Annotated in this window: 22 protein-coding genes; 12 read left to right on the top strand and 10 right to left on the bottom strand. The window is 38.8% G+C overall.

Annotation, left to right across the window (positions count from 1 at the left end; translation table 11 throughout):
- Positions 1 to 22: 22 nt before the first annotated feature.
- Together AC0UMU_RS02415 and AC0UMU_RS02410 are read right to left on the bottom strand one after the other, a co-directional pair.
- Positions 23 to 2,695, bottom strand: coding sequence for a glycoside hydrolase family 3 N-terminal domain-containing protein (locus tag AC0UMU_RS02415; protein WP_278714482.1), 2,673 nt, complete (start codon positions 2,693 to 2,695; stop codon positions 23 to 25).
- A 268-nt stretch (positions 2,696 to 2,963) separates the two neighbouring features.
- Complete coding sequence (locus AC0UMU_RS02410) at positions 2,964 to 3,389, bottom strand: hypothetical protein (protein ID WP_022390029.1); 426 nt, start codon at positions 3,387 to 3,389, stop codon at positions 2,964 to 2,966.
- A gap of 183 nt (positions 3,390 to 3,572) precedes the next feature.
- Here AC0UMU_RS02410 and ileS point away from each other — a divergent pair, with 183 nt between their 5' ends.
- From ileS to AC0UMU_RS02385, 5 genes are all read left to right on the top strand, one after another.
- Entirely contained in the window at positions 3,573 to 6,998 is a 3,426-nt protein-coding gene (gene ileS / locus AC0UMU_RS02405; RefSeq protein WP_288640669.1) for an isoleucine--tRNA ligase, read from the top strand.
- 138 nt (positions 6,999 to 7,136) lie between these two features.
- A complete protein-coding gene (locus tag AC0UMU_RS02400; RefSeq protein WP_009319384.1) occupies positions 7,137 to 7,514 on the top strand; it encodes a TraR/DksA family transcriptional regulator in 378 nt (125 codons plus the stop codon).
- A 138-nt stretch (positions 7,515 to 7,652) separates the two neighbouring features.
- Positions 7,653 to 8,264: a lipoprotein signal peptidase gene (locus AC0UMU_RS02395; RefSeq protein WP_009319383.1), complete on the top strand. Its 612-nt coding sequence runs from the start codon at positions 7,653 to 7,655 to the stop codon at positions 8,262 to 8,264.
- Between the two features lie 10 nt (positions 8,265 to 8,274).
- Complete coding sequence (locus AC0UMU_RS02390; RefSeq protein ID WP_009319382.1) at positions 8,275 to 9,084, top strand: DUF4296 domain-containing protein; 810 nt, start codon at positions 8,275 to 8,277, stop codon at positions 9,082 to 9,084.
- 5 nt (positions 9,085 to 9,089) lie between these two features.
- Positions 9,090 to 9,476 (top strand): hypothetical protein, encoded by a 387-nt coding sequence (locus AC0UMU_RS02385; protein ID WP_009319381.1) that lies wholly within the window; start codon positions 9,090 to 9,092, stop codon positions 9,474 to 9,476.
- 70 nt (positions 9,477 to 9,546) lie between these two features.
- On the opposite strand, the gene AC0UMU_RS02380 is transcribed toward AC0UMU_RS02385, so the two are convergent.
- The 3 genes from AC0UMU_RS02380 to AC0UMU_RS02370 all read right to left on the bottom strand — a co-directional run bounded on the left by AC0UMU_RS02380 (position 9,547) and on the right by AC0UMU_RS02370 (position 15,096).
- On the bottom strand, positions 9,547 to 10,659 hold the full coding sequence (locus tag AC0UMU_RS02380) for a DegT/DnrJ/EryC1/StrS family aminotransferase (protein ID WP_009319380.1): 1,113 nt from the start codon (positions 10,657 to 10,659) through the stop codon (positions 9,547 to 9,549).
- Between the two features lie 147 nt (positions 10,660 to 10,806).
- Complete coding sequence (gene glgP, locus AC0UMU_RS02375) at positions 10,807 to 13,362, bottom strand: alpha-glucan family phosphorylase (RefSeq protein WP_022390027.1); 2,556 nt, start codon at positions 13,360 to 13,362, stop codon at positions 10,807 to 10,809.
- Between the two features lie 78 nt (positions 13,363 to 13,440).
- A complete protein-coding gene (locus AC0UMU_RS02370; protein ID WP_022601005.1) occupies positions 13,441 to 15,096 on the bottom strand; it encodes a glycosyltransferase in 1,656 nt (551 codons plus the stop codon).
- Between the two features lie 232 nt (positions 15,097 to 15,328).
- Between AC0UMU_RS02370 and AC0UMU_RS02365 the strand changes: the two genes are divergently transcribed.
- The 5 genes from AC0UMU_RS02365 to AC0UMU_RS02345 all read left to right on the top strand — a co-directional run bounded on the left by AC0UMU_RS02365 (position 15,329) and on the right by AC0UMU_RS02345 (position 18,754).
- Complete coding sequence (locus AC0UMU_RS02365) at positions 15,329 to 15,613, top strand: hypothetical protein (protein ID WP_022390025.1); 285 nt, start codon at positions 15,329 to 15,331, stop codon at positions 15,611 to 15,613.
- 5 nt (positions 15,614 to 15,618) lie between these two features.
- The gene (locus AC0UMU_RS02360) at positions 15,619 to 16,164 is read left to right on the top strand and encodes a lysophospholipid acyltransferase family protein (protein WP_022390024.1); all 546 of its coding nucleotides are present in this window, start codon (positions 15,619 to 15,621) and stop codon (positions 16,162 to 16,164) included.
- A 39-nt stretch (positions 16,165 to 16,203) separates the two neighbouring features.
- Positions 16,204 to 16,986: a nitrilase family protein gene (locus tag AC0UMU_RS02355; protein WP_022390023.1), complete on the top strand. Its 783-nt coding sequence runs from the start codon at positions 16,204 to 16,206 to the stop codon at positions 16,984 to 16,986.
- 130 nt (positions 16,987 to 17,116) lie between these two features.
- Positions 17,117 to 17,914 (top strand): META domain-containing protein, encoded by a 798-nt coding sequence (locus AC0UMU_RS02350; RefSeq protein WP_022390022.1) that lies wholly within the window; start codon positions 17,117 to 17,119, stop codon positions 17,912 to 17,914.
- Between the two features lie 117 nt (positions 17,915 to 18,031).
- Entirely contained in the window at positions 18,032 to 18,754 is a 723-nt protein-coding gene (locus tag AC0UMU_RS02345; protein WP_022390021.1) for a TIGR02757 family protein, read from the top strand.
- Between the two features lie 15 nt (positions 18,755 to 18,769).
- Here the strand turns inward: AC0UMU_RS02345 and AC0UMU_RS02340 are convergent, their stop codons facing one another.
- Positions 18,770 to 19,213, bottom strand: a complete 444-nt coding sequence (locus AC0UMU_RS02340; RefSeq protein WP_022390020.1) for a GNAT family N-acetyltransferase — start codon at positions 19,211 to 19,213, stop codon at positions 18,770 to 18,772.
- A 13-nt stretch (positions 19,214 to 19,226) separates the two neighbouring features.
- Positions 19,227 to 19,385: a YqaE/Pmp3 family membrane protein gene (locus tag AC0UMU_RS02335; protein ID WP_022390019.1), complete on the bottom strand. Its 159-nt coding sequence runs from the start codon at positions 19,383 to 19,385 to the stop codon at positions 19,227 to 19,229.
- A gap of 113 nt (positions 19,386 to 19,498) precedes the next feature.
- On the opposite strand from AC0UMU_RS02335, the gene AC0UMU_RS02330 reads away from it, so the two are divergent.
- Both AC0UMU_RS02330 and AC0UMU_RS02325 read left to right on the top strand, forming a co-directional pair.
- Positions 19,499 to 19,813 carry a TIGR04076 family protein gene (locus AC0UMU_RS02330; RefSeq protein WP_022390018.1) on the top strand — a complete coding sequence of 105 codons (315 nt, stop codon included), beginning with the start codon at positions 19,499 to 19,501 and terminating at the stop codon, positions 19,811 to 19,813.
- Positions 19,814 to 19,868: 55 nt separating this feature from the next.
- Positions 19,869 to 20,918: an alcohol dehydrogenase gene (locus AC0UMU_RS02325; RefSeq protein ID WP_022390017.1), complete on the top strand. Its 1,050-nt coding sequence runs from the start codon at positions 19,869 to 19,871 to the stop codon at positions 20,916 to 20,918.
- Positions 20,919 to 20,996: 78 nt separating this feature from the next.
- Here AC0UMU_RS02325 and glmM read toward each other — a convergent pair whose 3' ends face one another.
- From glmM to AC0UMU_RS02310, 3 genes are all read right to left on the bottom strand, one after another.
- Positions 20,997 to 22,388, bottom strand: a complete 1,392-nt coding sequence (gene glmM / locus AC0UMU_RS02320; protein ID WP_022390016.1) for a phosphoglucosamine mutase — start codon at positions 22,386 to 22,388, stop codon at positions 20,997 to 20,999.
- Positions 22,389 to 22,414: 26 nt separating this feature from the next.
- Positions 22,415 to 22,993 (bottom strand): BamK family beta-barrel-assembly machinery protein, encoded by a 579-nt coding sequence (locus AC0UMU_RS02315; RefSeq protein ID WP_022390015.1) that lies wholly within the window; start codon positions 22,991 to 22,993, stop codon positions 22,415 to 22,417.
- A gap of 116 nt (positions 22,994 to 23,109) precedes the next feature.
- Positions 23,110 to 24,138, bottom strand: a complete 1,029-nt coding sequence (locus tag AC0UMU_RS02310; protein WP_009319365.1) for a DHH family phosphoesterase — start codon at positions 24,136 to 24,138, stop codon at positions 23,110 to 23,112.
- Positions 24,139 to 24,189: the final 51 nt, after the last annotated feature.

The raw sequence follows: 24,189 nt of genomic DNA, 5'->3' as shown, positions 1-24,189 counted from the left end.
AATTTCCGGTTTTCACCAACCGTCATTTAACAGTCACTTCCCCTTTCAGTTCGATCGTTGCAGAAGAAGGGCCTACAGATATTTCGAACAATCCGGGTTCTACAACTCGCTGCATATCGGCATTGATCAATGAAAAATGTTCGGGAGTTAAAACAATCTCTACGGTTTTCTTTTCTCCCGGAGCTAACTCTACACGAGAAAATCCTTTTAAGGCTTTTCCGGGAAGCGATACGCTACTAACCTTATCGGTCAAATACAACTGGCATATTTCCGTACCTCGCATTTTACCTGTATTCTCAACAGTAAAAGAAACCGTAAGATTCTCATTCTTATTTATTTCCTTAGCAGACAATTGCATATCTCCATACTTAAATGTCGTATAACTAAGTCCATGACCAAATGCGTATAATGGAGTCGTATTTCCATCTACGTACCAATGTTTAAAAGAACGTTTTTTTAGATAAGTAACCGGCAATTGCCCTTGGGAACGAGGGACACTGACTGTCAGTTTACCCGAAGGATTGATATCTCCGAAAAGAGCCTCCACAATGGCTTTTCCTCCAAATTCTCCCGGATACCAAGCATCTAATATGGCATCGGAATATTCATCTGCCGGAGTCATTACGAACGGGCGGCCATGCATCAATACCGTAGCTGCCGGACATCCGGATGCATGCACAGCTTGCAACAGCTTGACATCTCGCTCATTCATATTCAAATTCTGCCGGTCTTTCCCCTCTCCGACGAGATTCATCGATTCTCCTACAACAACAATAGTAATATCCGACGTGCGTGCCGAAGCAATAACCCGATTATATAAAGCATCGGCAGACATAGTACGACCGACAAGCCTCCATTCGATAGAAGTCCATGCATTATCATCGATTTCCGCATATTCCACCTGTATCGGGAGTATCTGTCCGGCTTGTAAACGAATACGGTATGTACCATTGTTTTTACCATTATCCCACTGATCGATGACCAGCTTTCCGCCTAAATACAGTTTACTCCAATTATCTGCAGACATCTTGAACTCATACTCTCCGGTTACAGGAGCTTTTATGACCCCTTTCCAACGAGCCGAAAACATATCTCTGTTCACACCCGGAACAGGGCTTAAATTATGCCAATAATGTGAAATCTCAGGATCTACACTCTTATACGCCGGAGTTCCTTTCAGGTCTATTCCGTTAAAAAATTCCACATAAACACCATTTTCCCCACCGGTTTCTGTATACAGCACCGAATTGGGAATAGATTTGAAAGAATCTTCTATCTGACTTTCTATAAAATCGATACGGACATTTTTACCGAATTTATCCTTTAATGCCTCATATACCGTAATACCTCTTGCCTGAGCCGGAGAATAACCGCCCAACAATGACTGATTTGCCAGTTCTCCCACCAGAGTAATACGTTTTACATTTTGTTTAAACGGCAACGTATTGTTTTCATTTTTCAACAAGATCAAAGACTCTTGTGCAGCTTTCAAAGCTAAAGCCTTATGTTCTGCATTATTTTCGGCTTGAACAGCCAGAGAGTCCTCAGTATAAGGATTCTCAAATAATCCCAAACGGAATTTCAGCCTTAATACATCGGCAACCCTACTATCGAGAACTGCTTCATCCAGCGTTCCGTTTTTAACGGCCTCGACAACAGCTTTCTGAAAATCATCGTAAGGGAAATCGTAAAACTGCATATTCAACCCGGCCTTAAGAGATTTAACGACAGCTTCTTCAGTATCCACAGCCGTATGATGATCGTTTACCTGTCTTCTTATAGCTCCTAAATCCGATACTACAATACCGTCAAAACCCCACTCTTCACGTAAGATCTTAGACAACAGCCATTCATTCGCAACGCAAGGAATCCCGTCAATATCATGATAAGCGGCCATTACTCCTTGAGCGTGTCCCTCTTTCACCGCTTTTTCGAAAGTATATAAATGGAATGAACGGGCTTCTCGTTCGCCGATATTAACCGATGAGGCATTCGTCCCCGATTCCGGAATACCATGAATACCGAAATGTTTAGGCTCTGATGCCACGGTATTATTATCTCTCAAGTCATTGCCTTGCATACCTTTTACAAGATTAACCCCTAATCGAGAAGTCAAATACGGATCTTCACCGAAAGTTTCCTCAACACGCCCCCATCTTATTTCATGAGCAAGATCCAAATTCGGGCCCAATATGAAATGCACGCCATGAGCACGGGCTTCTGTGGCAATAACCCTTCCGATAGAATAGAGCATGGTTGTATCCCAGCTCGAAGAATTACCGATAGGAATAGGGAAAGCTGTACCTTTTACACCTTGATAGCCGTGCAATCCTTCCTCTATAAAAAGCAAAGGAATACCCAAACGCGAGTTTTCCACCGCATGTTTTTGTATAAGATTAGCTACTGCAGCATGAGCAGGATATAAATCATGGACAGCCCCGATACACATGCTATCTACAAAATGCTTCAACTGTTCATCGGATAAAGTATTTTCGTCTATGACAATTTCTTTTGCCGACAACATATCCAGTTGAGCAGCTTTTTCTTCTACTGTCATACGCCCCAATAAATCCTGTACTCGAGTTTCGACAGGTAATGACGAATCTTTGTAATCGGCTTTATTGCTACAAGCGACAAAAGCCGATACGAAAGCGCATAGGAATACGCTCCGGATAATTTTTTTTCTCTCTCTCATTTCTTTTCATTTATATATTAAAAGTTTCCTGATTAAAAACGGATTTGGTTTAATCCGGTCATCGGCTTGTCCTCTTTACGATCAATAAATATTGCCACCTCATCATACAAGAAAAGATTCACAGATCATCTTCTCTCCAATATACCGACACCCTGCGGCAATTTATATAAAATACTCCAAACAATCAAAATATAAACAAAAGTATTTTCACAAAACCGAAAAGTCTGTTCGATTTTTATATAAATACTTTTCCAATGTTGTGCTTTATTTAATCAAGCAAATAGCCATCGGTAAATGTTACCTTATAACCATCCAAAATGCCGGAAAGATAATTTCCGCTAACTATAATATCATCGAAATAACTGTAACCATCAGAAAATTCCATATCAATAGAATGTCCGTAAATATTCCAATCCCAATAGAAATATTCAGAAAACGTATCCAATAGATCCCCTGTATATATATTATAATAATCGTATCGTATTATCCCTCCTCCGTCTAAATAAAAGGAGAGTTCCCTACGGCATTCCGTATAATCGTCTTCGTCATAAAAATCTACCCAGACTCTATTACATAACATCTCAGCAGTATCCTGATCTTTTCCGAAACTGATTTCTTCACACGAAAAGAACACTACGCAGAAAACAAACAGGACAATCGTGACAACACCCGACTTATTTACCCAATTACACATTCTTCAACCGTTAATTATACATAAACATACAAATATAGGGAAATATCCTGCTTTTAGCAGAAAAACCGATAAAACAATAATAAAATAATATCTACATACTTTTTATCATTATAACAAAGCTGTTTTTCGTTGATTTTTCGTACCTTCGGGGCGATTTTTGAAAGCAGTAATATTTTATCAGATATGAGTAAAAAGTTTACCGAATATTCTCACTTCGATTTATCCGAGATAAACAAAGAGGTACTGAAAAAATGGGATGAAGAAAATGTATTCCACAAGAGTCTGGAAGTTCGTGAAGGTTGCCCGTCTTTCGTATTTTATGAAGGACCGCCTTCTGCAAACGGAATGCCGGGTATTCATCACGTAATGGCACGATCGATCAAAGATATTTTTTGCCGTTACAAAACGATGAAAGGGTTTCATGTTAAACGTAAAGCCGGTTGGGATACTCACGGATTACCCGTAGAATTAGGCGTAGAAAAAGCACTCGGAATTACCAAGGAAGATATCGGAAAGACGATCTCGGTAGCTGATTATAATGCCGCATGCCGTAAAGACGTGATGAAATATACCCGTGAATGGGAAGACCTTACTCATAAAATGGGATATTGGGTAGATATGAACGATCCTTATATCACATACGACAACCGTTATATCGAAACTCTATGGTGGTTATTAAAGCAACTTTATAATAAAGGACTGCTCTACAAAGGATATACGATTCAGCCTTACTCTCCGGCCGCAGGGACAGGATTGAGTTCTCATGAACTAAATCAGCCGGGGTGTTACAGAGATGTAAAAGACACGACTGTAGTCGCCCAGTTCAAAATGAAAAATCCGAAACCGGAAATGGCAGAATGGGGAACTCCTTATTTCCTTGCATGGACGACGACTCCTTGGACACTACCGTCAAATACTGCGCTATGCGTAGGGCCGAAAATCGATTATGTTGCGGTGCAGTCTTATAACCCTTATAGCGGAAAGCCTATCACAGTAGTTTTGGCAAAGGCTTTATTGAATACTCATTTCAATCCGAAAGCGGCAGACTTAGCTTTAGAAGATTATAAACCCGGAGACAAATTGATTCCCTATAAAGTGATTGCTGAATATAAAGGTCCGGACTTAGTCGGAATGGAATATGAACAACTTATTCCGTGGGTCAATCCGGGAGAAGGAGCATTCCGTGTCATTTCGGGAGATTATGTAACAACAGAAGACGGTACAGGTATCGTACATATTGCACCGACCTTCGGTGCTGATGACGCCCAAGTCGCTAAGGCTGCAGGAATACCTCCGTTACAAATGGTCAATAAAAAGGGAGAACTGCGTCCGATGGTAGATCTTACCGGAAAATTCTATTTACTCGATGAGCTGGACGACACATTTGTAAAAGAGTGTGTAAATGTAGATTTATACCAAGAATATGCCGGACGTTTCGTGAAAAATGCGTACGACCCGAATCTTACCGATAAAGACGAAACTCTCGATATTTCTATCTGTATGATGATGAAAGCCAATAATCAGGCATTCAAGATAGAAAAACATGTACATAATTATCCGCATTGCTGGCGTACCGACAAACCGGTATTATATTATCCGTTGGACAGTTGGTTTATCAAATCAACGGCTTGTAAAGATCAGATGATAGAACTGAACAAGACCATCAACTGGAAACCGGAATCTACCGGAACAGGACGTTTCGGAAAATGGCTGGAGAACTTGAATGACTGGAACTTGAGTCGTTCGCGCTACTGGGGTACACCTCTCCCTATTTGGCGTTCAGAAGAAGGAGAAGAAAAATGTATCGGATCGGTAGAAGAATTATATAACGAAATAGAAAAATCCATCGCTGCAGGATTCATGAAATCGAATCCGTACAAAGAAAAGGGGTTTGTACCGGGCGAATATAAAAAAGAAAATTACGACAAAATCGATTTACACAGGCCATACGTCGATGATATCGTGTTAGTATCGGAAAGCGGGAAGCCGATGAAACGAGAAAGCGACTTAATCGATGTGTGGTTCGACTCGGGTGCAATGCCTTATGCTCAAATACATTATCCATTTGAAAATAAAGAGTTGCTCGACAGTCACGAAATATACCCGGCAGACTTCATTGCCGAAGGGGTAGATCAAACCCGCGGATGGTTCTTTACCCTCCATGCCATTGCCACAATGGTTTTCGGCAGCGTCGCCTATAAAGCCGTTATCTCAAACGGTCTTGTGCTTGACAAAAACGGGAATAAAATGTCCAAACGGTTAGGCAATGCCGTCGATCCGTTCTCTACGATTGAGAAATACGGTTCAGACCCACTGCGTTGGTACATGATCACCAACTCATCTCCATGGGATAATCTGAAATTCGATATAGACGGTATAGAAGAAGTTCGCCGAAAATTTTTCGGGACACTTTACAATACCTATTCGTTTTTTGCTTTATATGCGAATGTGGACGGATTTACATTCTCCGAGCCGGAAATCCCCGTAGCAGAACGTCCTGAAATAGATCGCTGGATCATTTCTTTGTTGAATACTCTTGTAAAAGAGGTTGACGAACATTATAATAATTTCGAACCGACCCGTGCAGGGCGTGCTATTTCCGACTTTGTTAACGATAATCTAAGCAACTGGTATGTGCGTCTTAACCGGAAACGGTTCTGGGGAGGAACGATGGATGCAGATAAACTGTCTGCTTATCAGACTTTATACACATGTCTGGAAACTGTCGCTGCACTTATGTCTCCCATAGCACCGTTCTTTGCAGACCGGTTGTTCAGAGACCTGACATCCGCAACCGGACGTTCTGACAAATCGGTACATTTATGCGATTTTCCGACTTTACATCCGGAATATATAGACAAGACCTTAGAAGAACGTATGCAAATAGCTCAGGATATTACATCTATGGTACTTGCCTTGCGAAGAAAAGTAAATATTAAAGTACGTCAACCTCTAACAGCATTAATGGTTCCTGTTTTAGACGAAAAACAGAAAGAGGAAATCGAAGCGGTTAAAGATTTGATATTAAATGAAGTAAATGTAAAGGAACTGAATTTCGTAGACAATACGGCCGGAATACTCGTAAAACGGATCAAACCCGATTTTAAGAAGCTCGGACCGCGCTATGGAAAAATCATGAAGCAATTAGCCGCAGCTATCGCATCAATGGAACAAGAAGAAATAGCACGTTTCGAAACTGAAGGACAATTTACGTTCGATATCGAATCTCAACAGGCTACGATAGAATTGAATGACGTGGATATTATTTCTGAGGATATTCCCGGATGGTTAGTTGCCAATGAAGGACGATTGACTGTGGCTCTTGATATTACAGTCACAGAGGAACTTCGCCTTGAAGGAATAGCCCGAGAATTGGTCAATCGGATACAGAATATCAGAAAAGCGAGCGGTTTCGATATTACGGATAAAATAACCGTAAAACTGACCAGTCATTCTGAAACAGATTCTGCAATAAACAAATATGAAGATTACATAGCAAAACAAGTGCTTGCAGACTCGATAGAAATAGTCGATACCGTATCCGATGAGAATTGTACAGAGCTGGATTTCGATTCATTTAAATTACAAGTATCCGTAACAAAAGCATAAATTCGGTATTATTACCCCGGTAATTTTGTATATTGGGGTAATTTCTTTATTTTCGCATCATATTGTAAACTATATAACATCTACTATGTTATGTAGTAAATAAGAAAAAAAGGTTATTCACTTAAAAACCGTAAACCTATGAGTACAAAAACACGATATTCGGATGCAGAATTGGAAGAATTCCGCGCGATCATACAAGAAAAGCTCGACAAGGCTTACCGGGATTATGATCTGCTGAAGTCGGCAGTTATGAACGCTGACGGTAATGATACAAGTGATACTTCTCCTACGTTCAAAGTACTGGAAGAAGGTGCGACGACACTATCGAAAGAAGAAGCCGGTCAGTTAGCTCAACGACAGATGAAGTTCATACAACATCTGCAGGCTGCCATGGTAAGAATCGAGAACAAGACATACGGGATCTGCCGGGAAACCGGAGAATTGATTCCTAAAGAAAGATTACGGGCCGTACCTCATGCTACACTTAGTATCAATGCCAAAAAAGACCAGAAATAAAATCGGATCACTTTGAATCCGATATAAAATAACAATTCGACACTTGACGTATATACAAAACATACGGAACAGGCGTCGAATTGTCTTTATCGGACATCCGTAATACGGATAAATAACATCACACAGTTTAAAAAGAGGATGAAACTGACAAACGGAAAAATAGCTATACTGGTAATATTTTTAGTATTATTTATCGACCAGTTTACTAAAATATGGGTTAAAACTCACATGTATCTGGGTCAAGATATCGAAATCACAAAATGGTTTTATATTCTATTTATAGAAAACAACGGAATGGCTTTCGGTATAGAAATCATCAGCAAACTGTTTCTTAGTTTGTTTCGTATTGCAGCCGTTATTTTTATCGGATACTACTTGTATAAAATAGTACACCGTCCCTTTAAAAGAGGATATGTCGTTTGCATCGCTCTTATCCTTGCCGGTGCATTCGGTAATATAATAGATAGTGTTTTTTATGGTGTTATATTTGACAACCCGACACCTCCGTTTGTGGCAACCTTATTCCCCGAAGGCGGCGGTTACCAGTCGTTATTTCACGGGAAAGTCGTAGATATGCTCTATTTTCCTCTATTCCGGTTCTATTGGCCTGATTGGATTCCTTTTATCGGAGGAGATTCTTTCGAATTTTTTCGACCGGTTTTTAATATAGCCGATTCGGCTATTACTATAGGGGTAATCGTATTGCTGCTTTTTTATCGAAAATACTTAGCATCTGTGTCGAAGAACTAAATAGTCTTTTATGAGATCATTGTTTTATATAGCTTTATGCAGTGTAATTCTTTGCTTATTCCCGGCTTGTGACCGAACTCCCGATCACATTATCAAGCCTAAGGCAATGGAAGATCTCTTAGTCGATATTCATAAATCAGAAGCGATTATAGAAAAAAATTATCAGAAATACGGTTCCATAGAACAAAAAGAAGAACTGCGCAACGCTGTGCTAAAAAAGCATGGAGTAGATAAAGCTTTATTCGACTCTTCTCTAATGTGGTATGGGCATCATTTACCCAAATATATCAAAATATACGATAATGTCATAGCTCGTCTCAAAGAAGAAGATGAAGCCGTAAAAGTATTGATTGCCGAGAACAACTCCCAACCACTCTCCCGTCCCGGAGATTCTGTGAATATATGGCCGAAAGAACGCTTCTATGTTTTCGAACCTCATATCGGACGAAGTATATTGACTTTCGATATTCCTGCAGACGATAATTACCAAGAAAAAGATATTTTTATTTTAAAATTGAAATTCAGCATGTTACCTCAGATACATAAGCAATATCCTCATGTAACATTAGCTGTAAAGCATAAAAATGACTCGATTCGCTTCATCAGTTCTAATATCCGCAATAACGGGTGGGCAACATTCCGAGTCGAATCCGATTCGTCTGCTATCAATAAAATATACGGAAACATTATTGTTCCATCACGTCCCGATTGGATAAAAACTTACGCCGACAGCATTTCTCTCACCCGTATCCGTTATAGAAAGTCGGAAATAACACGACCGGAAATAACGGCAGAGAATGATTCTACCGCAACAAAATAAAAACCATGAAACGGGGATTTTTTGCACACTGCATTTGTTATAGAGAGCAAATATATCATAAACATATTCTTTTTCTAAATGAAAAAGATGAAATAATCGAAATAACTCCTTTTTCCAATGAAACGTCAAATACTACCTTTATCGATGGTATTTTGATTGTCGCATCTCCCTCATTCCATATTCATTTAAAAGACTTCATCGCTACGATAAAAAAACAGATAGAAAATCCTAAAACCCGATTATCCCTCGCCATTTTAAAAAATCCCGTGTATAAAAACAATATGCCTAATATGGGTGGGCGTTGTTTATTATGTAATATCCCGGAAATATGTTGGGAAAACGAGAGACCAGAATCCTTTTCTATCGAAATTAACGAAATTTTCCGACCCTAATTAATTTAAATAGCCATCAGAAATCAAAACTTCAAACAAAACCTTATATCCATAAAATCTTAGAATCGGTCTAAAAATCCGCTATACAAGAAGATATTTCAATAACATCGGACTCTGTGATTACCGGAGAAACCGGAAGACTTAACACTTCACGGCTAAGCAATACGGAGACAGGGAGGTTTAAATCATTATATTGATGATAACAAAACTGTTTATGAGGAGGGATAGGATAATGAATCATTGTCGGAATACCTTGTTTTTCAAGATAAGAGCGAAGTTCTTCCCGCCGTACGGTCCGAATCACATATTGATGCCACACATGTCCCTCAGGAGATTCTATACTGGGCTTTATAATGTCCTGATGGTTCAAATACTTATCATACCAAATAGCAACTTGGCGACGAGCTCGGTTTTCCTTATCGAGGTACTTTAACTTTACAGATAAAAATGCAGCCTGTAATTCATCCATACGGCTATTTACCCCTTGGTAAACATTTATATATTTTTCAATAGAACCATAATTGGCTAATGCACGAATCACATCGGTCAATTCCGTATCATTCGTAGTTATAGCTCCGGCATCACCCAACGCTCCTAAATTTTTTGCGGGATAAAAACTAATCGCCGCAGCATCACCCAACGCTCCAGTTTTGTATGTTCCGTTAAACCCTTCTACCCGACTGACCGCTCCTATCGCTTGAGCATTATCTTCTATAACTCTCAGTCTGTATTTTTCCGCCAAATATTTTAACTCTTCATTCCAACAACAGCGGCCATAAAGATGTACTACAACAATCGCCCGAGTACGTTCGGTTATTTTCATCTCTACTTTTTCTATATCGAGATTGAATGTCTGTATATCAGGATCTACAAACACCGGTTTCAACCCATTATCGGTTATTGCCAATATCGTAGCGATAAAAGTATTAGCCGGTACTATAATTTCGTCTCCCGGTTGCATCAAACCCCTCACGATATAAGCCTTAAATATCAATCTCAATGCGTCCAAGCCATTTCCTACAGACACGGTATAACGACACCCCAGATAATCACTTAATTGATTTTCGAATGCGGCAACTCTTTTTCCTTGCAGATACCAACCGGAATCTATCACTTCTGACGCAACTTTTTTCAGTTCATCAGCATAACGTGCATTTATTTGCTGTAAATCTTGAAATTTCATCGATATAGAATCTTTCTGAACAAAGATACAAATTCTTAAAATATATCCTTACATTCCATCATTTCTTAAACATTTGCAGGTAGACCAAAAAACAAAAAATCCGGAATCGTTAAAATCCCGGACTTTTATGATAACATTTATTATCGATCAAAACCAACGCACGTAAGCAAAATCTTGGCGATGAGGAAGATCAGGATTTTTAGGATACATGCGGAACGAATATTTGTATGTTCCTGCTGCCCGTAACTGGTAATCGATGTGGAAGACAGTAGAATCATCTGTCGTTTTTACTACATTAAGTTCATACACCTGATAAGGTTTCATTTGACCGTCCTCAACAGGAGTAACGACTAATTCAACACCAATGCAGTTTCCAAGTCCTTTAGGATCAATAGCTACCTCAATCGGATATTCTTCGCCTACATGCGGACTGTAAAGTATCGCTTCGGGCAAGTTAACCGACTTAATTTCGATCGAATCCCATTTAGCTACGACTTCTTGCTTCCAAGCGGCTATTTCTTTGGCTTTTTTATAGTTGTCAGCAACCAAAAGTTTAGAACGTTTGGCCTCTTTGCTATAAAAACGATCAATATAATCTTTAAGCATACGGTTCATCGTAAACTCTGGGGCAATCTGTGCAATGGAATTCTTAATATACTGAATCCATTCAGGTGAATACCCTTTGCTATTCTTAGCAAAATAAAGAGGTACGATTTGATTTTCAAGCATAGAATAAATCGTTGCAGCATCCAATTGATCTTGATGACCTTGATCTTGGAATGTCCGTTTATCTGTTAATGCCCAGCCTGCACCTTCTTTATAACCTTCATACCACCAGCCGTCAAGCACGGAGAAATTGAGAACTCCATTCATTTCGGCTTTTTCTCCAGATGTTCCGGATGCCTCTAAAGGGCGTGTCGGAGTATTTAGCCAAATATCTACACCGGATATCAGACGTTTGGCTACTTTCATGTCATAATTTTCCAAGAAAATAATCTTTCCTAAAAATTCAGGACGACGTGAAATTTCGACAATTCGTTTTATGAGATCTTGTCCAGCACCATCCGCAGGATGTGCTTTTCCAGAGAACAGGAATTGTACCGGATATTGAGGATTATTCACGATCTTGGATAATCTTTCAAGATCGGTGAAAAGCAAGTGTGCCCGTTTGTAAGTTGCAAAACGACGAGCAAACCCGATAAGTAGTGCATTTGGGTCGATACGCTCAAGAACAGAAACAATTCGAGAGGGATCTCCCTGATTTTTCAACCAGTTTTCACGGAAATCGTCTTTCACAAAATTCACCAATTTATTTTTCATTGTCTGGCGAAGCTTCCAAATCTCCTCATCGGGTACGTCGTATATTTTTTCCCACATCTTACGGTCATCTTGATGCGTTAAAAAATCCCGTCCCAATTTCTCGACATAGAACTCTTTCCATTCGGTCGCCGCCCAAGTAGGAAAATGCACACCATTAGTCACATATCCCACATGAAGTTCTTCGGCTGCATATCCTTTCCAAATAGGCTGGAACATGTGTTGTGAAACTTTTCCGTGTAACCAGCTCACACCGTTTACTTCCTGACAGGTATTACATGCAAACACACTCATCGAGAATTTTTCGTTCGTCCCTGGATTTTCTCTTCCCAAATCCATCAAGTCTTGCCATGAAATTCCCAGTTTTGCAGGGAACTCACCCATATATTTTCCGAATAATCCTTCATCAAAACTATCATGACCGGCCGGAACAGGTGTATGCACCGTATAAAGCGACGAAGCACGAACGACCTCAAGAGCTTCTTCGAATGAAAGTTTTTCATTCTGAACATACTCTACCAACCTCTGCACATTAATAAGCGCAGCATGTCCTTCATTACAATGATAAATATCCTTCTTGATACCTAAACGCTTCAACATAAGAATACCACCTATACCAAGCATATATTCTTGTTTCATACGATGTTCCCAATCTCCCCCATACAACTGATATGTAATAGGTCTGTCAAACTCGCTATTCAAATCGAGATCGGTATCCATGAGGTATAAAGGAACCCGCCCGACGCTTACTTTCCAGATATTGGCGTAAATAATGCGTCCCGGATAAGGCACTTCTAAAACTATCGGATGCCCGTTTTCGTCAGTAACTTGCTCTACCGGAAGCTGGTTGAAATTTTGAGGTTCATAATTAGCCAACTGCTGTCCATCCATAGAAAGTGTCTGGGTAAAATATCCATATCGATATAAAAAACCCACTGCGACCATATCGACGTTACAGTCACTGGCCTCTTTTAAATAATCTCCGGCAAGAATTCCCAATCCTCCCGAATATATTTTCAGGATGTTAGCCAAACCGTATTCCATGCTGAAATAAGCTACAGAAGGAAGATCGGTTCTCTTTTCTACATCCATATATTTTTTAAATTCATCGTATAAGTCATTAATACGACGCATTATCGCCTTATCTGCCGCAATTTCTTCCAAGCGTTCATAATTAATCTGCTGAAGCATCAATACAGGATTCCCGTTTGTCGATTTCCACAATACCGGATCAATAGACCGGAACATTTCGATCGCCTCACTATGCCACACCCAACTAATGTTACGAGCCATCTCCTGCAAGATATCCAATTGTGCAGGAACTCTTGATTTTACCGTAATGTCACGCCAACACGGTGCGTTTGTATTACTTACTTGTACTTTCATATAACTTGGTTGTTAGTTAATAGTCTTTATATTTTATCTGTCTCTGCTTAATTAAAACAGCCTCTTTATTATAATGTTCTAATTGTCAGTTTTATTTACACTTTTCAAAGCCCAATTATAAGCTTGTTCATAATAAGAAATAAAATATTTCCACAATGCCTGCTTCGATGTTTTCATTGCAAGCTTGCGTATATTTTCGATTTCCGTTACTGTTTTACCGGACAAATCTCTTATTGTCTCCACTAATTGACTTGCCACTTCATCATAATTAGAATCTGTCCGATGTAATACGGCAACACCCTTTTCGTTCACAGGACAAGCTCCCGAAGGACAACTCCAAAGTCCGAATCCTGATAAATCGGTCGTAACAGTAGGAACTCCGAAAGCGATACTCTCCAACGGAGTATATCCCCACGGTTCATAATATGAAGGAAACGCTGTTGCATCCAGACCGATCAGCACATCGTAATACGAAAGATTCAATATACCGTCATCACCTTTTAAATATGAGGGAATAAAAATAATTTTGACTTTATCTTCCGGTCTGTTCGAGAACCCACCATTATGAATTTGCGACATAACACGGTCTTCGTTATAATTGTAAAGTGCATGTGTTATAAAAGGATCGGGCAATGCTGTTTTAAAATTTTCGACTGCATTCATCCGCAAAGCCAAATCTTCTCGCGCATTTCCTGACCATGCCGGAACCATCACGAAAGCAATTATTTCCTTTTCTCCCGTATAGGTTTCTTTCAGCCGCCGTACTGCTTCTATAAAAAGGTCAATACCCTTATTTTTATATTCGTAACGTCCCGAAGTGGCTATTAAAAACGAACACTCATCCGGTTCATATCCAACTAATGAACCGGCAAGCTTCAATAACCGCTCACGAGCAATATTGCGTTTTTCCTCATATAAAGCTCCCTTAGGTACAAAATTCTCTTCAAATCCATTAGGCGTTACAATATCCGGACAGCGCTCGAGCAACTGAGCACATTCTCGCGCCGTTATATCACTCACTGTTGTAAAACAATGTGCCTGATGTGCCGCATGTTTTTCTAACGAATGTTTCGATACCATATTCAACTCTCTTGCCATCTGATCACCATTATATCCCGGCAAATAATCATAAAGAGGCTTATTATTCCCGGCAATAGAACGCCCTATTGAAGTCGCATGAGTCGTAAAAACAGTAGCGACAGCCGGTAATTTATGCCTGATATACAGCAACCCCATACCGGTAATCCACTCATCAAAATGAGCTATCACTTTTAAATTTTCTCCTCGAATATATTTATAGAAACTCTCTATCACGAGTGCCGAAGCATACGCAAAAATACACGACTCGTCATAATCACCATAAGCCGGTAACGAATCTACACCGAACCAATTCCACATATCGGTAAACAATTCATTACGACAAGGGTACATATTATTGTAATCAATAAGGATAACAATCGGTCTGCCCGGAATATCCCAACGTCCGGTTCTGACCTGCAATCCTTCTTTTGCAGCTATCTTTTTCCAATCTTTGAAAAGAGAAGGAACTTCAATAAAATAAGGTGATTCTTTTTCTTTCCACAAATCAGGACCAATAAACACATTTCTATCCTTATTTATCTGTTGTAAAGTTTTTGCTTTAGTAGAAAGCACAGTATAAATACCACCCACCAAATTACAAACTTCCCAACTCACTTCAAAAAGATAGTCCAAGTTCAGGGGGTTCTTTTCCATATTAATCAATATTCAACACGTTTTTAATGTGTAAAAATAAAATGCAAATGTACAACAATTATCTCTTCTAACGAAAATAAGTCTCTCTTTTTTAGAATAAAAACATTTTCAAATTCAACGTACAAAATATATTCACAGACAAACTCCCATAAAAAGAAAATGCTTTCTTTTTTTATACGACCTTATAAAAAAATAGCTATATTTGTCGGTATAACCTCTAAAATAAAAAGCTATGGCAAATAAAAGAGAACTAAAAAAAGAGATCAATTTCATCTCGAATGAACTTATTGCTGAATGTCTGTTCAACAAATTATACATAAAAAACAGTGATCCTCAAAAAATAGACGAACTACTATCAAGAATTATCAACTGCCAAGACGACTTCTTGCGTCGTGTAAATACTCCTGATGGTAAGGAAAACCCCAAACTGGTAAAAAAATATTACAAGAGTCTGATACAGTCTTTTGACAATAAAATCGGTGAAATATTAAAAGAATTAGGTGAACTGAACAAATAAAAAAGATGAGAAAAAAGGTATGCCGTTTCATTTTACACCTATTGGGTTGGAAAGTAGAAGTTTCAGTTCCCGATTATCCTAAATGTGTAATTTGCGTAGCTCCGCATACCAGCAATACCGATTTTTTTCTCGGGAAACTGGCATATCTTTCGATCGGAAGACATGCTGGATTTTTAATAAAAAAAGACTGGTTCTTTTTCCCTTTGAATATTATATTCCGGTCTATGGGGGGCATTCCCGTAGATCGGAGTAAACATTCTGATCTGATCGATCAGATCGTCGACAAATTCAACAAACACGAACATTTCAACATCGCCATTACCCCAGAAGCAACAAGAAAAAGAAATCCGGATTGGAAAAAAGGATTTTATTTTATCGCTCTAAAAGCAAATGTACCTATCGTACTGGCATATATTGATTATAAAGAAAAATCTATCGGGTTGAAAAAAACATTCATCCCTACCGGAGACTTTGAAAAAGATATGATCAAGATCAAACAATTCTATAAAAATTATCATGCTAAATACCCCGATTTGTTTGCTATAGAATAAAAACTTTTTTGCTACTTCTTCCCCTAAAGTTCCAAACTCATGAATGACCTCCGCATAACGCCAATACAAACAGATATTATCTGGGAAAATAAAGAAGTAAACCTAAACAAACAACAAATAACACTCCAAAAGCTAAAAGGGACAACCGATATTGTTATTTTTCCGGAAATGTTCACTACCGGATTTTCAATGAACAGTCGAAATCTTGCTGAAACTGAAAACGGAGAAACAATTTCGAGATTAAAGTATTGGGCAAATACTTATGAATTTGCTCTTGCCGGAAGTTTTATCTGTAATCAAAATGACAAGTTTTATAATCGAGGATTCTTTATAGCACCGGGTAACCAAATTAGATTTTATGACAAACGGCATTTATTCCGTGTAGGAAAAGAAAACCTAAGTTTTTCCGAAGGTCAACAACAAACAATAATTTCTTACAAAGGGTGGAATATTTGCTTATCGATATGTTATGATCTGCGTTTTCCGGTATGGTTACGCAACAATAATATCCGGTACGATCTATTAATCATACCGGCATGTTGGCCTCACTCTCGCATCTCGGTATGGGATATATTATTGCAAGCACGAGCAATAGAAAATCAAGCATACGTTTGCGGTGTAAATCGCATAGGGCATGATCTTACGGGAATATATTATTCCGGACACACTACCGTTATAGATCCGAAAGGAAAAATTATTTTATCGACACCCGAAGAAAAGGAAACACATATTACTACAACTTTATCGGCAGAAAAGTTAATCGCATTTAGACAAAAATTTCCTGTATTACAGGATGCCGACTCTTTTACTATACACATTTAATGTTTCTTGCAAGAAAGTTTTAAAAGATTTATGTACTTTTGTAGACAATAAATTGTTTTGATATCAATATGCCGTGCAATAGTTTGTTTTCACGCGCAGTTATATTCAATAACATAAAACTTAACGAAAAATGAAAAAATGGATGTATGTAGCAACTGCTGTTGTTCTTTGCGGAACAATCTCATGCAGTTCAAAAAAAGAAAGTAAATCGACACAATCTTATACAACTTCGACCGAAGTTCTGCAAGGAAGCTGGAATATTATTTCTGTCGATGGAAAAAAAATCGTCAGCGAAGAACCGACATTCCTCGCATTCGATCTCAAAGAAAAAAGAATACATGGGAATAATGGATGCAATATCATCAACGGGGAATTGATAGTCGGGGACGATGGTTCTTTCCGCTTAGATAAAGTTATCAGTACAATGAGGGCTTGTATGGGAGAAAATCCTGAACGCCAAATTATGGAAGCTCTTAATAATACGACTTCTTTTAAAATCGAATCTGGAAAATTTCTCAAACTGTATAATGCAAATAAAAAAGAAGTGATCACTCTAAAAAGGCAACCATTCTCTGAGCTTGAAGGGACATGGGACGTCACCTTGATAAACGAAAAACCTCTCACCGATGATCAAAAGCCTTTTATTACATTCAATACAAAAGATCGGAAAATTACAGGAAACGCAGGCTGTAACCGTATGAACGGACAAATAACGACAGACAATGCCAATGAATATTTCCTATCTTTAGGACAGATTGCGACCACCCGTATGGCATGTCCGGGAAACACAGAACCTACATTTCTAAAAGCTTTAGAAAATGTAAAGGCATTTAAATTGTTACCGGAAAAGAATGGAAAAAAGTATGCAGGTCTTTGTGATTCGGAAGGGAAAATAATCATTACACTCGAAAAAAGAAACGACCGGTAAAAGAACATTCCGATATATAAAATAGCCCGATAGTCTATTCAAAGATTACCGGGCTATTTATTAAACTTATTAAAGACCGTTTTTATAAAAAGAAATAACTCGAATATCTAAAAATTCATGGGCCAAATAGACATACAACAATTAAGAGACTGGGCAGCCGAATATAACCGGGACAAATTCATACATTCCGATCCGGTACAATTTCCGCACAGATATTCAGAAGCAAAAGATATAGAGATAAGCGCTTTTCTCACAGCATGGATTTCTTACGGTAATCGAAAATGTATCATAACCAAGGCCGAAGAATTGGATCGTATGTTCGGAGGCTCACCCCTACACTTTATCCTGAACAATAAATATTCTAACTATCAAAATAATTATAATAGTTTCTATCGCTTTTTCAAATATCACGATCTGTATGAAATTTGTGAACGAATGCATTATTGTTACCAAAAATTCGGATCTTTAGAGTCTGCATTAAAATCGACCCCCGGACAGACTCTTGTTCAACGAATACAAAATCTTTTTATCAATATAAACGGGATTCCGAAACCGGAAGGGAACTCGGCTTGCAAACGAATTTGTATGTTTTTGCGTTGGATGATCCGGCAAGATAAAACCGTAGATTTCGGAATCTGGGAAAGTTTTTCTCCATCAGAGCTGATAGTTCCTCTCGACACACACGTACATCAAATCGCAAAAAAATGCGGTATAACCCAAAGATCGACACCGGACATCAAAACAGCTATGGAAATAACAGACTTTATGAAACAAATTTTTCCTGAAGATCCCTGTCTCGGGGACTTTGCACTCTTCGGATACGGAATAAACAACAAATAATATTCCGAGAAAAAATCATAATTCTTTTTTTAAATAAACCATATCTACCAATTGCTTCCCTTCTTCAAATATCGGATGGTCATAATGATCTGTAAAAAATCCTGGAAGATAATGAGAACGCACAAAGCCGCAATGTTCATAAAAAGATATGGTTGAAAAAGTATCTCCCGTCCCAACAAGCATAACCCGATAAGATTTTTTATAACGCTCAAATAAGAAATCTATCAAACGTCTGCCATATCCCTGTCGTTGATATTGAGGTAAGACAGCTATATTCTTTATTTCACAAACATTATCTCCTTCATCGGTAATAACACATGCCGCTACCGGAATCTCTTTTTTATAAAGGACAAACATCTCTCCTCTTTCCAAATAGCGGTCTATCATAGATTCCTGCTCATCGGCAAGCAGCAACAAATTAAGAAATCGTTTTTTATTTTCGGTAATACGAACAATCATTTATACACCTGTATTATACTTCCGATTTATTTAAAATAACTAATGCAGCTATTACTCCGGGAACCCATCCTACTATTGTAAGAATAAATACGATAAGAATAGATCCACAGCCTTTATCCAATACTGCAAGCGGTGGAAAGATAATAGAAAGAAGTACTCTACCCAATGACATATTCTTGTTATTTATACATTTGCTGAGTTACAAAGATAATTAATAGAAACTATATTATATAATCTCTCATTTGATTTCATTAACTTTATGGCACAAAATATAGAAATACTTTCATGAAAAAATGTAAGATTACCGTTATGCGAATGGCCTGCTATCGAGATTTAATGGCAAAATATGAAAACTATATCGAACATGCATGCGATATGAAAGAAGGACAAATATTTATCGCTAACGGTTGGGAAAAACCTGATGGCATGTGCGAGAGTGCTTGGCAAAGCATGTCGCCTTTTGTGATGACTTTAGCTCATGGCGGGAGCAATTTTTATAACGGATGGATGAAGAATAAAAAATCGGCCATGATCTCATGTAATGACGGATTTCGCCCGGTAAGTTTCTTAATCGAAACTTTGGATGAAGACGCAGAATGATTTGCGGATAAAATAGTTACTTTTGTAACAAAAAGAACTCTTTAAAAAGAACATCATGCTTGCATATACCTATATTGAACACGGAAAATTCAGATTGTTAGAAAAGCCAAGACCAGAAATAAGAGACTCCCGCGATGCAATCATCCGTGTGACTCTTAGCAGTATTTGCACCAGTGATCTACATATCAAACACGGAAGTGTACCACGTGCAATTCCCGGCATAACTGTCGGCCATGAAATGGTAGGCGTTGTTGAACAAATAGGCGCTGACGTATTATCAGTCAAACCCGGTGACAGAGTCACGGTAAATGTTGAAACCTTCTGCGGTGAATGTTTCTTCTGTCGTCACGGATATGTCAACAACTGTACCGATCCCAATGGGGGTTGGGCTTTGGGATGTCGCATCGACGGAGGTCAGGCCGAATATATCAGAGTACCGTTTGCCGATCAAGGATTGAATCGTATTCCCGATGCAGTCAGTGACGAACAGGCATTATTCGTCGGGGATATTCTTGCCACAGGCTTTTGGGCAACCCGTATTTCAGAAATTTCTGAAGAAGATACGGTACTCATCATTGGAGCAGGTCCTACGGGAATTTGTACGCTGCTCTGCACAATGCTAAAAAAACCGCAGCATATCATTGTTTGTGAAAAATCCCCTGACAGGATTCATTTTGTCCGTGAACATTACCCTGATATACTGATAACAGAACCTGAAAATTGTAAGGAATTCGTTCTCCAAAACAGTGATCACGGGGGAGCAGACGTCGTATTAGAGGTAGCAGGTGGTGAAGATACTTTTCGCCTGGCATGGGAATGTGCCCGCCCCAATGCTACCGTCACGGTCGTAGCCCTTTATGATAAACCGCAAATACTACCCTTACCTTATATGTACGGAAAAAATCTAACTTTTAAGACAGGAGGAGTGGACGGATGCGACTGTGCCGAGATTCTTACTTTGATAGAAAAAGGGAAAATAGATACAACCCCACTTATTACCCACCGATTTCCTTTGACTGAAATAGAAAAGGCCTACCACATTTTTGAAAATCGGGAAGACGGAGTTATTAAAGTGGCAATATCCAGCAAGACGGAAACTAACTAATAAAGTATCGAGAATAGGCCGTCTCAAAATAGAATTCTGAGACGGCCTATTCTCGATACTTTATCTAAATTTCAAAACTTATTTTTTCGCCATTTCTTCAATTACCGCCATAACTTCTGCGGCTGTTTCCTCCGCCAGTTCAGGAGTTTTAGCTTCGGCATAAACCCGGATAATAGGTTCAGTATTCGATTTACGCAAATGTACCCATTTATCAGGGAAATCTATCTTCACACCATCGATATCCGTTACTTCATATTGTGCATATTTCTCTTTCACGGCCTTTAACAGGGCATCCACATCAATATCCGGTGTCAACTGCACTTTTTGCTTAGCAATGCTATAAGGCGGATAAGTAGCACGCAAAGCACTAACCGATTTCTTCTCTTTTGCCAGATGAGTCAAAAATAACGCGATACCCACCAAAGCATCCCGACCGTAGTGACTTGCCGGATAAATAACTCCACCGTTCCCTTCTCCACCGATTACTGCACCGGTTTCTTTCATTTTGGTTACGACATTCACCTCTCCTACAGCAGCTGCATTATATTGTTGACCATAGGAACGAGTCACGTCCCGTAAAGCTCTGGAAGAACTCAGATTCGATACCGTATTGCCAGGTGTATGCTTTAAAATGTAGTCGGCAACCGCAACCAAAGTATATTCTTCGCCGAACATATCCCCGTTTTCACAAATAATAGCCAGACGATCGACATCCGGATCGACAACAAAACCGACATCTGCTCCCCCTTTTTTCATCAAAGAAGAAATTTCGGTAAGATGCGCAGGCAGTGGTTCGGGATTATGTGGAAATTGTCCGTTCGGGTCACAATATAACTTTTCGATTTTTTTTACCCCTAAAGCTTCCAACAAAGCCGGAATAGCAATTCCTCCGACAGAGTTGACACAATCTACAGCGACAGTAAAACCTGCAGCTTTAATGGCATCGACATCCACCAGATCCAAAGCAAGGACACTCTCTATATGTTTCTGTGTATATATGAAATTTTCGGTAACTTTACCTAAATGATCTACATCGGCAAACAAAAAATCCTCTCTCGCTGCGATTTCAAGAACCTGATTGCCTTCTGCCGCATTCAGAAATTCACCTTTCTCATTCAACAACTTCAATGCATTCCACTGTTTAGGATTATGGCTCGCCGTTAAAATAATTCCGCCGCAAGCATTCTCCATCGTTACAGCCAATTCGGTTGTCGGGGTTGTTGCCAGACCGATGTTCACAACATCAAAGCCCATACCCATCAAAGTACCGACCACGCAATAGTTAACCATTTCTCCCGAAATACGGGCATCACGACCTACTACTATTTTATTTGTATTTACCGATGTCGTCTTGCGGATCAATGTCGCATAGGCCGCCGTAAATTTAACGATATCGAGGGGATTCAGACCTTCTCCGGCCTTACCGCCGATAGTACCTCGAATACCTGAAATCGATTTAATTAATGACATAATTGAAATTTTTATAGTTAGGGTTATTATTGTTCACTCAATGAATACTCAATAAGATATAAATATGGAATAACAGACGAAATAGATTCGGTAAATCCCATTTTCGAAGGAACGATAACCTTTACAACAGCTTTATTTCCGACATATTGCAACGGGTACTCTATGCCAAGACCATAGGTTGTAGAAGAGGATGTCGTAACCGTATTATAATTGAAATAATAATCGTCGATATTTTCATAATAGAAATTACCTACAGCATCAGCACTTCCCGTAGAAGCAAGAGTATTTAAATTTTGCCGTAAAAAACGGAAATAAACTTTATCGCCTTTTTGTATAGGAGTACCATTCCCCTTAGAGATAATCTGCATATAAACACCGTCTTCAAGCCTGTAATACGGAGCATCAGCACTTTCCCTGTCTCCATTCGTAGTTTCTAAGTCATCGAGATTTGCCGGAATATCGGCCACTCTATACCCTTTTAAATATTTATCGATAGAATCTTGCTCTTCTTGCAATAACTCAGCGTAAGTTTTATCATCTTTACAGGAAGTTCCTATAACCAGGAATCCGCAAAGAAGCATAATCAATATAAGCTTTTGTTTCATTTAATCTATTTTTATTTAGTAAGAATTCTCTTGTTACAATATATACCTGATATATTAATCGGTTCAAAAATAACGAATTCGTAGAATAAGCAATCTATATAAGACAATAAAAAAATTTAATCTTTCAAATATCGGACATAAAGAGGTAATAGTTTGCGAAAACACTCCTGCGCCTCCTCCATCGTTCCGAAAAACTCTCCACCGGAAGCATTCAGATGACCACCGCCGTTAAAGTGTTCGGCTGCGATTTTATTTACAGGGAAAGTTCCTTTGGAGCGCAACGAAACTTTAATAAAACCTGTCTCTTCTCTCAAAAATACCGAACATACAATATTTTCTATACTTAAAGGAACATTCACCAATCCTTCACTATCTCCTTTCCGATAATGATAACGATTCAGTTCTTCTCGTGTCAAAGAAATCATCGCAGCACGATATTCCGGGAAAATCTCCATTTTCTGACTCACAGCATATCCGTTCAATCGAAGTTTATCGACTGAATTTGTATTGCAGACTTTCGCATATATTTTATCTTTATCTATGCCTTTTTTTACTAATTCCTCTATAATGAAATAGATATCGGACTTATTGGAATTATAAGTAAAATTTCCCGTGTCGGTCATCATTCCCGTATAAATCGCTGTTGCACATTGAACATTCAAGTCATCAAACATTCCCATACGACAAATCAGACGAAATACCAGTTCGCATGTAGATGATATTTCGGGATGAGAAATCGTTACATTGCAAAACTGTTCGGGATCAAGATGATGATCGACCATGATTTTTTTCGCACCGGCATTCTTAATCGCCAGCTCCATCATATCTATACGCTTCAAAGCATTAAAATCGAGACAAAAAATCAGGTCGGCTTTTTGTATCAGTTCATTTGCAAAGTCAGTATAACGACTATATATCAAAATATCTTTAGCTCCCGGCAAAAATAATAAATTATCCGGCAAAGCATCCGGAACAATCACCGTAGCTTCTTTATCTATTGCAGATAAAAAATGATATAAACCCAAAGTAGAACCGACAGCATCACCATCTGGAGAAACATGACACACTATTACGATATGATCAGCCTCGTCTATCAACTTGTTTACCTGAGCAATTTGCGACTCAGGTATTATTTTCGACATCATATATTCATAAATTTAAGAAACAAAATTAGAAAAAAATCCCTAACCAAAAGC

It is taken from the genome of Coprobacter fastidiosus, assembly GCF_982245605.1.
This window is presented reverse-complemented; position numbering and strand designations above follow the sequence as displayed.